This window comes from Oceanisphaera psychrotolerans (assembly GCF_001870485.1).
GTDB lineage: Bacteria > Pseudomonadota > Gammaproteobacteria > Enterobacterales > Aeromonadaceae > Oceanimonas > Oceanimonas psychrotolerans.
Genome location: NZ_MDKE01000023.1, coordinates 1 through 13,792, shown reverse-complemented (window position 1 = coordinate 13,792; position 13,792 = coordinate 1). Strand labels below are relative to the sequence as shown.

At 60.9% G+C, this 13,792-nt stretch carries 9 protein-coding genes and 1 pseudogene; 6 read left to right on the top strand and 4 right to left on the bottom strand.

Annotated elements, in window-relative coordinates; all coding sequences use genetic code 11:
* Positions 1–20: 20 nt before the first annotated feature.
* Genes lolE through BFR47_RS09870 form a run of 3 tightly spaced genes read right to left on the bottom strand, consistent with a single transcriptional unit; the run spans position 21 to position 3,164 of the window.
* On the bottom strand, positions 21–1,262 hold the full coding sequence (gene lolE / locus BFR47_RS09880; RefSeq protein WP_071472914.1) for a lipoprotein-releasing ABC transporter permease subunit LolE: 1,242 nt from the start codon (positions 1,260–1,262) through the stop codon (positions 21–23).
* Entirely contained in the window at positions 1,262–1,960 is a 699-nt protein-coding gene (gene lolD, locus BFR47_RS09875) for a lipoprotein-releasing ABC transporter ATP-binding protein LolD (RefSeq protein ID WP_071472913.1), read from the bottom strand. The genes lolE and lolD overlap by 1 nt, the downstream gene beginning before the upstream one ends.
* Positions 1,953–3,164, bottom strand: a complete 1,212-nt coding sequence (locus BFR47_RS09870; RefSeq protein ID WP_071472912.1) for a lipoprotein-releasing ABC transporter permease subunit — start codon at positions 3,162–3,164, stop codon at positions 1,953–1,955. The genes lolD and BFR47_RS09870 overlap by 8 nt, the downstream gene beginning before the upstream one ends.
* Before the next feature lie 89 nt (positions 3,165–3,253).
* On the opposite strand from BFR47_RS09870, the gene BFR47_RS09865 reads away from it, so the two are divergent.
* The 6 genes and pseudogenes from BFR47_RS09865 to BFR47_RS09840 all read left to right on the top strand — a co-directional run bounded on the left by BFR47_RS09865 (position 3,254) and on the right by BFR47_RS09840 (position 10,971).
* Positions 3,254–3,829, top strand: a complete 576-nt coding sequence (locus BFR47_RS09865; protein WP_245748873.1) for a PilZ domain-containing protein — start codon at positions 3,254–3,256, stop codon at positions 3,827–3,829.
* A pseudogene (mfd, locus tag BFR47_RS09860) lies at positions 3,826–7,262 on the top strand (transcription-repair coupling factor). Before BFR47_RS09865 ends, mfd begins: the two are co-directional and overlap by 4 nt.
* Before the next feature lie 118 nt (positions 7,263–7,380).
* A complete protein-coding gene (locus tag BFR47_RS09855) occupies positions 7,381–8,832 on the top strand; it encodes an FAD-dependent oxidoreductase (protein ID WP_071472911.1) in 1,452 nt (483 codons plus the stop codon).
* 234 nt (positions 8,833–9,066) lie between these two features.
* The gene (locus BFR47_RS09850) at positions 9,067–9,348 is read left to right on the top strand and encodes a DUF503 domain-containing protein (RefSeq protein WP_071472910.1); all 282 of its coding nucleotides are present in this window, start codon (positions 9,067–9,069) and stop codon (positions 9,346–9,348) included.
* A gap of 16 nt (positions 9,349–9,364) precedes the next feature.
* The gene (locus BFR47_RS09845) at positions 9,365–10,012 is read left to right on the top strand and encodes a DsbA family oxidoreductase (protein ID WP_071472909.1); all 648 of its coding nucleotides are present in this window, start codon (positions 9,365–9,367) and stop codon (positions 10,010–10,012) included.
* Positions 10,013–10,221: 209 nt separating this feature from the next.
* Positions 10,222–10,971 (top strand): oxygen-binding di-iron domain-containing protein, encoded by a 750-nt coding sequence (locus BFR47_RS09840; protein ID WP_071472908.1) that lies wholly within the window; start codon positions 10,222–10,224, stop codon positions 10,969–10,971.
* A 134-nt stretch (positions 10,972–11,105) separates the two neighbouring features.
* On the opposite strand, the gene yegD is transcribed toward BFR47_RS09840, so the two are convergent.
* The gene (gene yegD, locus BFR47_RS09835; RefSeq protein ID WP_071472907.1) at positions 11,106–12,464 is read right to left on the bottom strand and encodes a molecular chaperone; all 1,359 of its coding nucleotides are present in this window, start codon (positions 12,462–12,464) and stop codon (positions 11,106–11,108) included.
* Positions 12,465–13,792 lie beyond the last annotated feature (1,328 nt).

Genomic DNA, 13,792 nt, shown 5'->3' with positions numbered 1-13,792 from the left:
AATCATCCCCCCTCCGTTTTTTACGCTTCTCCCAGCAACTGCCTCGGCAGCAGCTTGCCGGCGCGCCAGGCCGGATAGAGGGTGGCGATGAAGATCAGGGTCAGCGCCGAACCGGTCACCAGCCACAGATCCGCCCAGTGAAACTCGGTGGGGATGAAGTCGATGAAGTATACCTCCGGGTTAAGCAGCTGATGGCCGCTCAACCGCTCGTAACCGGCCACCAGCTCCGACAGCCGGGTCGCCAGCAGCAGCCCCAGGGCACCGCCAATCAGCACCCCGGTCACGCCGTTGAGCATGCCCTGTACCATGAAGGCGCCGCGGATCTGCCAGGGTCCCGCGCCCATGGTCTTGAGGATGGCGATGTCACCCTTCTTCTCGTTCACCGCCATCACCAGGGTCGAGACGATGTTGAAACTGGCCACCGCCATCACCAGCAGCAGCACCACTATCATCAGGGTGCGCACCAGCTGAATATCCCGGTAGATATTGCCCTGGCTTTCCATCCAGCTGCTCACATAAAACGGCGCCGGCAGCCCCATGGCGGCGTTCATGGTCAGGCGGTCGGCCGCCAGCACCTCATTCACCCGCAGATGAAAACCGGAGATGGCATCATTCAGCTCTTTCAGCTCCTGGGCGTCCTGCAGATGGGTATAACCCAGTACGGTATCGAGCTGGCCGCCCAGATTCAGCACCGCCACCAGGGTAAAGCTTTGCCGCCGGGGAGAACCAAACCCCTGGCTGCCCGGCGCCGGCAGCAGCAACGACACCCGCTCCCCCACGGCCAGCCCAAGCTGGTCGGCGATGGCCTTGCCCAGCACCAGACTCCGCTCGCCGGGCTTCAGCACAGCCAGGCTGGCACCGCCGAGATAGGGCGACAGCTCGGACACCTTCGCCTCCTGCTCCGGTATCACCCCCTGCAGTTGCACCGCCTTCAGCTTATCACCCTTGCTGAGCAGCCCTTCCAGCGGCACATAGGGCGATACCGCCAGAATACCCGGTGCCGATTCCATTTCGCTGACCATGTCGCGCCAGCCTTCGACCGGCCCCTCGGCGGCCCGCAACTGGCCGTGAGGCAGCACCGACAGGATGCGGTTTTCCAGCTCGCGCTCGAAACCGTTCATCGCCGACAACCCCAGGATCAGCGCGCCGACCCCGATGGCGATGCCCAGAATCGAGGCCACCGAAATAAAGGAAATAAAGCGATTGCGTCGCCGGGCCCGGCTGAAGCGCCAGCCCAGAAAGACACTTAACGGACGAAACATCAGCCTTGCTCCTGCTGCCGGCTGTCAACCAGACGGCCATCCACCAACCGGCACTGCCGATCGAGCCGGGCCGCCAGCGCCAGATCGTGGGTCACCACCACCAGGCCGGTGCCCAGCTCGCTCTGCAGTTCGGCCAGCAGGGCAAACACCTCGGCGGCGCTGTGGGCATCCAGGTTGCCGGTGGGCTCATCGGCCAGCACCAGCCGCGGGTTGTTGACCAGCGCCCGGGCAATGGCCACCCGCTGACGCTCGCCGCCGGACAGCGCCGCAGGCCGGTGATCCAGCCGATGCCCCAGCCCGACCCGCGTCAGCAGGGCCTCGGCCCGCTCCCTGGCCTCGTTCACCGGCCGGCCGGCGATCAGCAACGGCATGGCGGCGTTTTCCAGGGCACTGAACTCGCCCAGCAGATGATGGAACTGATAGACGAAGCCCAGCTTCTGGTTGCGAAAGCGGGCCTGGGTACGCGCCGATAAATGATGCACATCTTCCCCTTCCACCAGCACCCGGCCCTGAGTGGGGGCGTCCAGGCTGCCGAGCAGATGCAGCAGAGTGCTCTTGCCCGAACCGGAACTGCCCACCACCGCCAGGCTTTCGCCGGCGGCCAACGTCAGGCTGACGCCATCCAGTATGGTGACCGGCTGCGCCCCGTCCTGATGGGTTTTACCCAGATTTTCGACCACTAACAGGGGGTTACTCATAACGCAATGCCTCGGCTGGATGAACCCGTGATGCCCGCCAGGCCGGATAAAGGCTGGCCAGTACGCACAGTAATAAAGTGGAAAACAACACCATGAACAGTTGCCCGGGCAACAGCAACACCGGCAGCTGGCTGCCACCGGCGGCGGAATAGAAATTGATGCCCAGCAGGTTGAGCACCCCGTCCAGGTTCAGGCTCAGCAGCAGGCCCAGCGCAAACCCCAGCAGGCTGCCCAGCACCCCGCTGAAACCACCCTGGATCATGAACACCGCCATCACCCGGTAACGGCTCAGGCCCAGGGTTTGCAGCATGGCGATTTCGGCTTCCTTGTCGGTCACCACCATCACCATGGCAGAAAGAATATTGAAGGCCGCCACCAGGATGATCAGCGCCAGCATCAGGCTCATCAGCCGCTTTTCCATCGCCACCGCCTGAAACAGCTCGCCCCGGCTATGCTGCCAGGTTTCAAATTTCAGGCCTTGTGGCAACGCCGGCAGGTGATCAAGCTGAAAGGGGTCATCCAGCCACAACCGCAGACCCGAGGCCTGGCCTTCGGAGTAGCGCAGCAGGCGGGCGGCATCGTCGAGCCGGGCCAGCACCAGCTGACCGTCCACGTCGTTACCGGTGCTGAAGGTGCCCACCAGGGTAAAGAGTCGCTGGCTCGGCACCCGACCCAGGGGGGTAAAACGGCTGCCCTCGGTCACCGTTACCCGCACCTGATCGCCGGGCACCACCCCCAGGCTGCGCGCCACACCGGCGCCCATCACCAGGCCATAGGGCAGATATTCGAAATATTCCCGGGTGCGCGCATCCAGCCCTTGCAGCAACCTGTCGTGGCGGCTGCTGGGGTCCACGCCGTACAGCTCCACCCCGGTCAGGTGCCCCGGCCCCTGCACCATGGCCTCGGCGCTGATGAAGGGTTCGGCGGCGGTCACCACCTCGCTGTGGGCAAACACCTCGCGGTACTGGCCCGGCTCTGCGAGCCGGCGCTGGTCGTTGGTGACCAGGGCATGGGGAATGACCCCGAGCATGCGATCTTTCATCTGCTGCTCGAAGCCGTTCATCACCGCCGACACCAGGATCAGGGCGGCGACCCCCAGCAGAATACCGATGGTGGAGAAGCCGGAAACGAAGGAAGCGAAGCTGCGCCGCCCCCGGGCGCCGGCATAGCGCAGACCCAACATCAACGTCAGGGGTTGAAACATGGTGTAATCATCCGTTTTTTAAAGGGTTTTACGTCACCCGCAAGTTGCGGAATAATAAAGCCTTGTGAATGGCGCAACAAGAGCAGCGAATGATGGCAGACCCTTATTTCAGCATCGACTACCAGGCTCAGGTCAACCTGATCCCCCTTACCGATGGCGAAACGGTGCCCGACGCGGACGCCCTGGAGGCGGAGATCCCCGCGCCGTTCAAGCTTATCAGTGAAGTGACCCGCATCGATACCAATAATGCCCGGCTGCTGCGTAATCTGGACGAACATGCCAACGAGCTGGTGGAAATCATCAACCAGCAGTCCCGTAAAATCGATCTGGTACTGAGCTATGTGCTGGCGGGACAGGACACCCCCGAACATCGCCACCAGACCCTGAGCCTGGGCGGGGGCGGCTTCACCTTCTCGTCACCACAGCCGCTGGCCGAAGCCAGCCGGATGCGCTGCAAACTCTTTCTGCCGGAACTGTCGGTGGCGGTGTACGGCTATGGTGAAATCCATGCCGGGGCCGAGCCGGAACAGTACCGCTGCGACTTTATCGCCCTGCGCGAACAGGACAGAGATGCCCTGATCCGCGCCAGCCTGCAACTGCAGGCCAAACAACTCAAGGCCCGTGCCGAACGCCGCGCCCAACAGGACGACGCATCACGACCATGATACAGATTCCCAGCCCCACTCCCCGTCCCCGAGCCAGCCTGGGCCAGCTGATTGGCAGCAGCCTGGCGCTGGCCATCGCCGAACAGGTCAGACAGCAGCAGCAACTGGTGCTGCTGGTGGTGCCCGACACCCCCACCGCCCTGCGTCTGGAGCAGGAGGTACGTCATCTGCTGGCCGACGAGACGCTGCCGGTGGCGCTGTTCCCGGACTGGGAAACCCTGCCCTACGATCAGTTTTCGCCCCATCAGGACATCATCTCCCAGCGGCTGGAAACCCTGTACGGGCTGCCGGCGCTGAAGCGCGGGCTGCTGATTGCTCCGGTGACCACCCTGATGCTGCGCACGCCGCCGCGCGACTGGCTGGAACAGAACAGCCTGCTGCTGCGCACCGGCGACAAGCTGGACCTGCACGCCCTGCGCAGCCGACTGGAACAGGCCGGCTACCGGGCGGTGGATCAGGTACTGGAGCACGGCGAGTTTGCCGCCCGCGGCGCCCTGCTCGACCTGTACCCCATGGGCGCGGCCGAGCCTTTTCGCATCGACTTCTTCGATGACGAAATCGACACCCTGCGCCCCTTCGACCCGGACACCCAGCGCTCCCGCGAACAGGTAAAACAGGTGCGGCTGCTGCCGGCGCGGGAATTCCCCACCGACGGCGCCGCCATCGAGCGGTTTCGCGGTCAGTACCGGGAGCGTTTTCCGCTGCGCAACGAACCGGAATCGCTCTATCACCGCGTCAGCCAGAGCCAGTTTCCCGCCGGCATCGAACACTACTTTCCGCTGTTTTTCGAACAGATCCAGACCCTGTTCGACTCCCTGCCCGAACAACTGCTGGTGCTGGGGGTCGGCGAGCTGAACGAAGCGGCCGAGGCCTTCTGGCAGGATGTGCAGAGCCGCTATGAAGACCGCCGCCACGACCAGTTGCGCCCGTTGCTGGCGCCGGACGAACTCTATCTCAAGCCCGACGCCCTGCTGAACCGGCTCAATCACTGGCCCCGGCTGCAACTGAGCGCCACCCCGGTGCTGGAAAAAGGCGAGCGGCAGAATGCACCGGTCAGCCCCTTGCCGGAGCTGGAAGTGGACCACCAGAAAACCGAGCCCCTGGCCCGGTTGCTGAGTTTCTGCGAGAGCTTCCAGGGTCGCGTGCTGTTTTCGGTCGAAAGTGCCGGCCGGCGCGAGGCGCTGCTCGAGCTGCTGTCCGGCAGCGCCATCAAACCCTGGCCCTGTGACAACTTCTCGCATTTTCTGGCCGGTAAAGACCCGATTGGCCTGCTGGTCGGCCCCTTGTCGCAGGGCTTTATTCTCGACGACAAGCTGGCGCTTGTCTGCGAAGGCGACCTGCTCGGCGGCCGGGTGATCCAGCGCCGTCGGCGGGAAAAGTCCACCGGCCTGAGCCCCGACACCCTGATCCGCAACCTGGCCGAGCTGTCCATCGGTCAGCCGGTGGTGCATCTGGATCACGGCGTGGGCCGCTACACCGGACTGCAGACCCTGGATGCAGGCGGACTCAAGTCCGAATACCTGACCCTGGAATATGCCGGCGGCGACAAGCTCTATGTGCCGGTCACCGCCCTGCACCTGGTGGGCCGCTACAGCGGCGCCGACGAGCCCACCCTCAACCGGCTTGGCAACGACTCCTGGGCCAAGGCCAAACGCAAGGCCGCCGAAAAGGTGCGCGACGTGGCCGCCGAGCTGCTGGATGTGTACGCCCGCCGCGCCGCCCAGCCGGGCCAGGCCATCGCTCACGACAAGAGCGCCTATCGCCAGTTTGCCGACGCCTTTCCGTTCGAGGAAACCGACGATCAGCTCAAGGCCATCAACGCCGTGCTGTCCGACATGTGCCAGCCCAAGGCCATGGACCGGCTGGTGTGTGGCGACGTGGGCTTCGGCAAGACGGAAGTGGCCATGCGCGCCGCCTTTGTGGCGGTACACGGCGGCAAGCAGGTGGCGGTACTGGTGCCCACCACCCTGCTGGCCCAGCAGCATTACGACAACTTCCGCGACCGCTTCGCCAACTGGCCGGTGCAGGTGGAAATCATCAGCCGTTTCAAGACCGGCAAGGAGCAGGACAAGGTGCTCGCCGGCCTGACAGACGGCAGCATCGATATCGTGATCGGCACCCACAAGCTGCTGAGTCAGGATGTACGGTTCAAGGATCTGGGCCTGCTGATCGTGGACGAAGAACACCGCTTCGGCGTGCGGCAGAAGGATCAGATCAAGCGCTGCGCGCCGACGTGGACATTCTGACCCTGACCGCCACCCCCATTCCCCGCACCCTGAACATGGCCATGGGCGGCATGCGCGACCTGTCGATCATCGCCACCCCGCCCGCCAAGCGGCTGGCGGTGAAGACCTTCGTGCGCGAGTCGGATCCGGCCACCATCCGCGAGGCCATACTGCGCGAGCTCAAGCGCGGCGGCCAGGTCTATTACCTGCACAACGAGGTGCAGACCATCGAGAACAGCGCCGACGCCCTGCGCGCCCTGGTGCCCGAGGCCCGTATCGGCATCGCCCACGGCCAGATGCGCGAGCGCGAGCTGGAGCGGGTGATGTCCGACTTCTATCATCAGCGCTTCAACGTGCTGCTGTGCTCCACCATCATCGAAACCGGCATCGACGTGCCCAGCGCCAACACCATCATCATGGACAGAGCCGACAAGCTGGGCCTGGCCCAGCTGCATCAGCTGCGCGGCCGGGTGGGTCGCTCGCACCATCAGGCCTATGCCTATCTGCTGACGCCCCACCCCAAGCGCATGACCACCGATGCCAAAAAGCGGCTGGAGGCCATTGCCGCACTGGAAGATCTGGGCGCCGGCTTTGCGCTGGCCACCCACGATCTGGAAATTCGTGGCGCCGGCGAGCTGCTGGGCGACGAGCAGAGCGGCCAGATCACCGCCATCGGTTTCAGCCTGTACATGGAGATGCTGGAGCAGGCGGTGAAGGCGCTGCAATCGGGCAAGGAGCCGGCGCTGGATCAGCTGCTGCGCGCGCAGACCGAGATTGAACTGCGCCTGCCCGCCCTGCTGCCGGACGACTACATTCCGGACGTGAACATGCGGCTGTCCATGTACAAGCGCATCGCCACCGCCGAAGACGAGGCCGCCCTGCGCGAACTGCAGGTGGAGCTGATTGACCGCTTCGGCCTGGTACCGGAGCCGGGCAAGAACCTGGTGGCGCTGGCCGGACTCAAGCTCAAGGCAAGCGCCCTTGGCATCGACAAGATAGACGCCGGCCCCAACGGCGGCACCATCGCCTTTGCCCAGGACGCCAGGGTCGATCCCATGTATCTGGTGAGCCTGTTGCAGAGCCAGCCGCGCATCTACAAGATGGAGGGGCCGACCAAGTTGCGCTTCGCCATTCCCAGTGCGGATGCCAAGAGCCGACTGGCGCTGATTGGCGACATGCTGAACGAGCTGAGCGCCCATCAGGCCTGATGAACGCCAACATCGCCCTCATCATGATTTACCCCCACGGACGGGATAAGATATCGGCGGAGTCGGCCCCGGGCTGCTCCGCCGGATAAACAACCATGACTATCCTGACCGAGACTACATGAACGCGAATTTTTGCCATGCCTCCGCTCAGCGCCCCCTGCGGGTCGGTATTCTGGGTGGCGGTATCGCCGGTGCCACCGTGGCGTTGCGGCTGGCGGACATGGGCATCGAGACCCTGCTTGTCGAGGCCAGCAGCGGCCTGGTGAACGGGCCGCCCATCTGCCACCTGCACGCGGGCGGCAACCTGTACCGGGACATCGGCGACGACCAGTGCCTGACCCTGCTGCGCCAGTCCATCGCCTCGGTGCGCGCCTACCCGCACAGCATCAACCGCCGCCCCACCGTCATCGCCACCCCGAAAACCGATCCGGGGGATGCCGAGGCGCTGTTGCCCCGGCTGAAACAGGTGGCGCAGGAATATCAACGGCTGGTGGACGAAGACCCGGCCAACCAGGTGCTGGGCGAACCGGAGCAGTATTATCGCTGCTACAGCCGCGAACAGTTCGAGGCGCTGGCCGCCCGCCCCATTCCGCCCAAGGCCGAGAGTCAGGACGACTGGCTGATCCCCCTGGGCCACCATCTGGACCCGGAGTCGTTGAAGTTTCCGCTCATTCTGGTGCAGGAATACGGCTGGAGCCTGTTTCGCATGGCGGCCACCGCCACCCTGGCGCTGAACGCCGCACCGAACTGCGAGCTGCACTTTCATACCCGGGCTACCCGGCTGGAGCAGCAACCAGACGGCTGGATCATTCACGCCAGTCACCAGGACGGGCAGGAACAGCCGTTCAAGGTGGACTTTCTGGTCAATGCCTGTGGCTTTCGCACCGGGCTGGTGGACGACATGGCCGGTTATCGCCGCCAGCGGCTGGTGGAGTACAAGGCCGCCTACGTGGCCCGCTGGCAGACCGAGGGGGAATGGCCCGAGGTGATATTCCACGGCCAGCGCGGCACGCCCAACGGCATGGCCCAGCTGACACCCTATCCGAACGGGGTGTTTCAGCTGCACGGCATGACCGACGGCATCACCCTGTTCAAGGACGGTCTGGCCGCCAGTTGCGAGTACAGTGCCCAGCCCAAATTGCCGCAGCCCTATGTCACCCAGCTGAACCAGGGCTGGCAAACGCCGGACATCGAGGCCCGCACCCGGGAGGCCATCGCTCACCTGACCCGGCTGCTGCCTGCCTTTGGCCAGGCCCGGGTCGGCGGCAAGCCGCTGTTCGGCGCCCAGCAGATCCCGGGTAGTGATCCTTCGTTGCGGGCGGCGGATGTGTCGTTTGAGGGCAATCACTATGCGCGGGTAGAGATCGTCAAGGCCAGCTCGGCGCTGACCGCCGCCGACCGCATCGTGGGCCGGCTCGCCGATCTCGGCTGGCTGGAGATGGACGAGCAACCGCTGTCACCGAGTCTCGCCCTCACCGCAGGCCAGAACGCCAGCGAGGTAGAACAGGAAGCGGTGCGCCTGGCCCGCGAACGCGGTTACCCGGACGAACTGGCCCTGAACATGGGGTAAAGGGGAAACAAGAGGACAAAGGGCCCGCTCCGCCGACACGCTTCGGGCACATCCATGTGACGCTCAACACATGACATCCCTGTCATGTGATGATCGGCTGAGCAGATCCCTTTGTCCTCCCGCCCATTCCGGCGTGACTTGCGACACCAGACCGCAGCACTCTAACCTAATCCGTAGCCGCCTCAGCCCGCGCAACAGACCCACCTGCTCGGCACACCCGTCAAGGAGCACGACATGCACATCGGTATTCTGACCATCATTTTTTCTCTGCCGGGGTGTGGCTCTCTAAAAGAAAAACGCCAGCGTATGGGCGGCATGCACGAACGGTTCGGGCGCAACCCGGCGGTGGCGGTCTGTGAGAGTGGTGAACGCAACCGGCACGATGCCAGCGAATGGTCGTTTGTGGTGGTGGCGGCCTCGAGGCGCGAGGTCGAATCCCAGTGCAGCCAGATCGAAGACAAGATACAGTGCACCGTAGAAGGACGCATGATCAAGGTTACGCGTGAATTCCTCTAATCAAACAGGAACCGTTATGAGCAAGATACAGATAGATATCGTTTCCGATATCGCCTGCCCCTGGTGTGCCATCGGTTATGCCCGGCTGGAGCAGGCCATGGAACGGCTGGCACCAGAGTATGAGTTCACCATTCAGTGGCATGCCTTTGAGCTGAACCCCGACCACACCGGTCAGGGGGAACCCATACTGCCCGCCCTGGCCAGAAAGTACGGGCGGAGCGAGGAAGAGATGCGGGAAAATCAGAGTCGTATGATGGCGATTGCCGCCGATCTTGGACTCAACTTCGAGAAGATACAGCAGCGATTTACCTGCAACACCTTCGATGCCCACCGGTTGGTGAAGTGGGCAGGTGAACAGGGCCGGCAAACCGCCATGAAACAAGCCCTGTTCGAGGTGTATTTTGGCAAGGCGATGGATGTCTCCGATCACAGTGTGCTATTGAATTGCGTTGCCGCACTGGGGCTGGACCCGGCAAAAGCCAGACAGGTACTGGACTCGGATCAGTACGCTGCCATGGTGCGGGAAGAGGAAGCCACTTACCAGCAGGCAGGTGTGACGTCCGTGCCGGCATTCATTATCAACAACAAGTACCTCATCTCCGGCGCTCAGGAGCCCGATGCCTGGGTACAGGCCTTGCAGGAGATCAGCGCCGAGTCGGCTTGAGCGACGCACTGAATTAGGTAGAAGAGGCACCGCTTCCGTTGGTGGCTGTCTCTGACTGAACCATTGTCGGCTAAAATAAGATCCCGAGCGTCAAGAACGGTAGCCTGTTGCCAGCTGACCCGTCGCTTGGCGTCGCGTTAGATGGTGGAACACCCCATTCCAGCCAGCATTATCTCCCGCAAGACATTGCCATTTCTGAGGGTGCAATAATGGAAACCAGAATTGACGAGATAGCCGACGGTATCTTCCGTCTTTCAACGTTTACAACTGATTTGCCGCCCGATGGATTCACATTCAATCAATATCTCATCAAGGCAGAACAACCATTATTGTTTCATTGCGGAGGACGTGCGCTGTTCCCACTGGTTTCGGAAGCGGCAAAAAAAGTGCTGCCGCTAAACACCATCCGCTGGATCTCATTTGGACACGTAGAGTCAGACGAATGCGGTTCTATGAATCAATGGCTGAGCGTTGCCCCAAAGGCAGAGATCGTACATGGTGCCGTCGCGTGCATGGTTTCACTCAATGATCTCGCCGATCGGGCACCCAGGGTATTGGCGAATAACGAGGTGTTAGACTTGGGCGGAAAGCGTGTGCGATATATCGACACCCCCCATGTTCCTCACGCATGGGAATCTGGCCTCATATACGAGGAAACGACCAAAACACTGTTTACCGGTGATTTATTCACCCAACTGGGATGCGGACCCGCCATCTCTGACCAAAGTATCGTTAAGGATGCCATCCTCGCAGAGGATGCGTTTCACGCCATGGCGTTGACGCCCGATACCGCCGCGACGATACGCAGGTTAAAGGAGCTGGGCGCGGAGAATCTGGCGGTAATGCATGGTTCGTGCTTCAGGGGAGACTGTGCATCCGAACTGGAAGCCCTGGCTGCGTATGCCTCCAAAGCATTAAGCACAGCGCTGAACAAGGCAGATGAGCGTGGCAGGCCGTGAGTACTATGCCTTCACGATTTCCCCGGTTACAGCGCCAGATTGTTCAGTCCAACAAGGCGCTGCACGCGCACTCAAGGCAATCAACGTTGAGCGCTGATACATGTTGACTGCCCTGAATCCCGGCGATTTTATTCTTATGAAAAAATGGTCCTGGCCCAGCGGGTAAGGCCGGCGGTGACGCTGCCGAAGTGGTCGCCGATCACGATGGGCGTATGCTGAAACTGCTGTTGCAGGAACCGGTTCAGCACCGGTGACTTGGCGGTACCGCCGGTCACGAATACCACATCCGGCTGACAGCCGGCCTGGGTTATCGCATCGGTCATCAGCGCGGTGATGGCACTCAGCTCACGGTGACAGGCCCTGGCAAAGCCGTCTCTGTCCAGATTAACGGTGAGCCCCTTGTCTATATCGGACAAGTCGACGAGCTGCTCGGTGCTGTCCGTCAGCGCAATTTTGCTTTGCTCTGCGGCGTTGACCACCCGGTAGCTCATCTTGTTTTTCTGCACGGTCAACAAGCGCGACAACAGCTCGGGCTGTTCTGCATCACGGACCAGCTGTTCTAAAAAGCGGCCATTGGCGGCACTGTAGAATTCGGTTTGATGTTGAATATTGTTAATGGAAACCGCTTGAGAGTAGCTATTGACCGGCACTGGCTTACCGGTTTTCAGCATGCTGTCCAGGCCAAAGCTGGGCATGATACCTTTGAGTGCAAAGGCGATGTCAAAATCATTACCGCCAACACGCTCACCGCTGTGGCTTAACAAGTCACCGCTTCTGTCTTGTGAAACCGCCTGCTCGGGCCCCATCAACAGCATGGAGCAGTCGGTGGTACCACCGCCGATATCGACCACCAGCACCCGGGTTTCTGTAGTCAGGCTGGCTTCATATTCGAAGCCGGCGGCAACGGGTTCGAATTGAAATTCAACGTCCTTGAAGCCGACGCGCTTGGCGGCATTGGTCAAGATCTCCAATGCTTGCCGGTTGCTTTCTTCACCTCGCAAGCCCTGAAAGTTGACCGGGCGGCCAATCACCGTTTGGCTGACACTTCTGCCGAGGGCGGCTTCGGTGAGCGTTTTTACGTTACTCATCATGGCCGCAACAATGTCTTCAAACAATTCGACCTGTTGTGGCAGCAAGCCACTGGCACCCAGGAAAGACTTGGGGGATTTGATGTAGTAACCCTCGTCGGGCTCTTGCAGGTAATTATGTAATGCCTGCTGGCCAAACGACAACTCGGTCGGGTAGCCATCCAATGCCAGCTCTTTTAATTCTTCTTGCCCTTTTTGCAGTTGTCTTTGGCGTTGCTGCTGAAAGTTTTTCTGTTCTGCCACTGGCAACTGTTTGTACAGCCAGTTGACAATAACGTCACGACTCGGAGCATACAGCGTTGACGAGATATATCGACCATGATCGCCCAGGGTTAAAATTTTCGGGTTATTTTCTTCCATAACGCCGACAGCACAGTTTGATGTACCGTAGTCAAATCCGATCATGTTGCATCCAAAAACAAAAAGGCCGCGTAGCATACAGGGATGCTCAGCACCAGGCAAGTTGGCGGCGGCCACACGTCGGACAAAGGGCCCGCAAGACAAACCACAACATCCGCGCTTAACCTGTAGCCGCCGCTTCAGCTGGCGGATCAGAGCACTCCGTAGCAACAGGCAGTACTGTGCGATTATCGCCAGCAACCTGTCGGGCAAAGGGCCCGCTCCGCCGAGACAAGCGAGCCCCATGTAGGCTCAGTCGCCTACCCTGTAGCTGCCACTTCAGTTGGCGGATCAGAGTACTCCGCAGCAACAGGCACTACTGTGCGATATCGGCAGCAACCTGTCGGACAAAGGGCCCGCTCCGTCGACTCGCCCCGGGACTTGCTACTCGCGGTTTCAACCTGCTGCGAACATTCACCGGATGTTCGGTCAGGCTGAAACTGCTCGTCACGGCGAGACAAGCTCGCCCCATGTACGCTCTCTGTTTCATCCCTGAAACAGAAGGTCGGCCGAGCAGATCCCTTTGCCCTCCTCTTAATTCCGGCGTGCTCTGCGGAAAAACACAACATCAGAGCCTACCCTGTAGCCGCCACTTCAGTTGGCGGATCAGAGCACTCCGTATAAACAGGAAGTACTGCGCGATATCGGCAGCAACCTGTCGGACAAAGGGCCCGCTCCGCCGACTCGCCATAAATCCATCCGTGGAGGCTCTCTGTTTCATCCCTGAAACAGAAGGTCGGCAGAGCAGATCCCTTTGCCCTCCTGTCAATTCCGGCGTGGCCTGAAAAAGAGGCCCCTTCCTCGAACCGCCCACAAAACCACCAATCAACCGTTCTGCATCTCACTTTTTCATTTTTGCAATTGCCCTCCCTCACCTCTGCGGCCAGAATAGACGCATTTGAAAACCGTTGTAGCAGGAATTGGCGGCCTGAAACGTCAGGGCGGTAGCGTGGGTAAATAATACGATTGACATACCTGCCCGACCATCCAGACGACTGCATGTGCAGCATATTTAACAGCCATCTGGAAATGATGCGTGAAATCACCACCGGCAATGCACGTTTATCACCCATTGAAATAAGAAATTATTTGCAGATCAGCGGGTTAAGAAAGAGTCACTGTTGATACTGCGCACATCTCGGAACAAATATGCGCATGCGTGTATATGAGCATACGCAGTATTAAAATGTTATATGGTATCAGAAGAAGCATCCTGCAATGACTGCCTCGGCTCAAATCAGATGTTATGTCTTTATTCGCCAAGCATATAAATATGTAGCAGGGCAAGATCATGAAAAAACCTTATATGGCAAGGCTTCCGGCGAGGTTTTATT

What these genes read in the sequence shown, in the direction of transcription:
- lolD (WP_071472913.1), bottom strand. Translation starts at nt 1,960, where the DNA reads ATGAGTAACCCCCTGTTAGTGGTCGAAAATCTGGGTAAAACCCATCAG.
- BFR47_RS09850 (WP_071472910.1), top strand. Translation starts at nt 9,067, where the DNA reads ATGCACATCGGTATTCTGACCATCATTTTTTCTCTGCCGGGGTGTGGC.
- BFR47_RS09840 (WP_071472908.1), top strand. Translation starts at nt 10,222, where the DNA reads ATGGAAACCAGAATTGACGAGATAGCCGACGGTATCTTCCGTCTTTCA.
- lolE (WP_071472914.1), bottom strand. Translation starts at nt 1,262, where the DNA reads ATGTTTCGTCCGTTAAGTGTCTTTCTGGGCTGGCGCTTCAGCCGGGCC.
- BFR47_RS09845 (WP_071472909.1), top strand. Translation starts at nt 9,365, where the DNA reads ATGAGCAAGATACAGATAGATATCGTTTCCGATATCGCCTGCCCCTGG.
- BFR47_RS09870 (WP_071472912.1), bottom strand. Translation starts at nt 3,164, where the DNA reads ATGTTTCAACCCCTGACGTTGATGTTGGGTCTGCGCTATGCCGGCGCC.
- yegD (WP_071472907.1), bottom strand. Translation starts at nt 12,464, where the DNA reads ATGATCGGATTTGACTACGGTACATCAAACTGTGCTGTCGGCGTTATG.
- BFR47_RS09865 (WP_245748873.1), top strand. Translation starts at nt 3,254, where the DNA reads ATGATGGCAGACCCTTATTTCAGCATCGACTACCAGGCTCAGGTCAAC.
- BFR47_RS09855 (WP_071472911.1), top strand. Translation starts at nt 7,381, where the DNA reads ATGAACGCGAATTTTTGCCATGCCTCCGCTCAGCGCCCCCTGCGGGTC.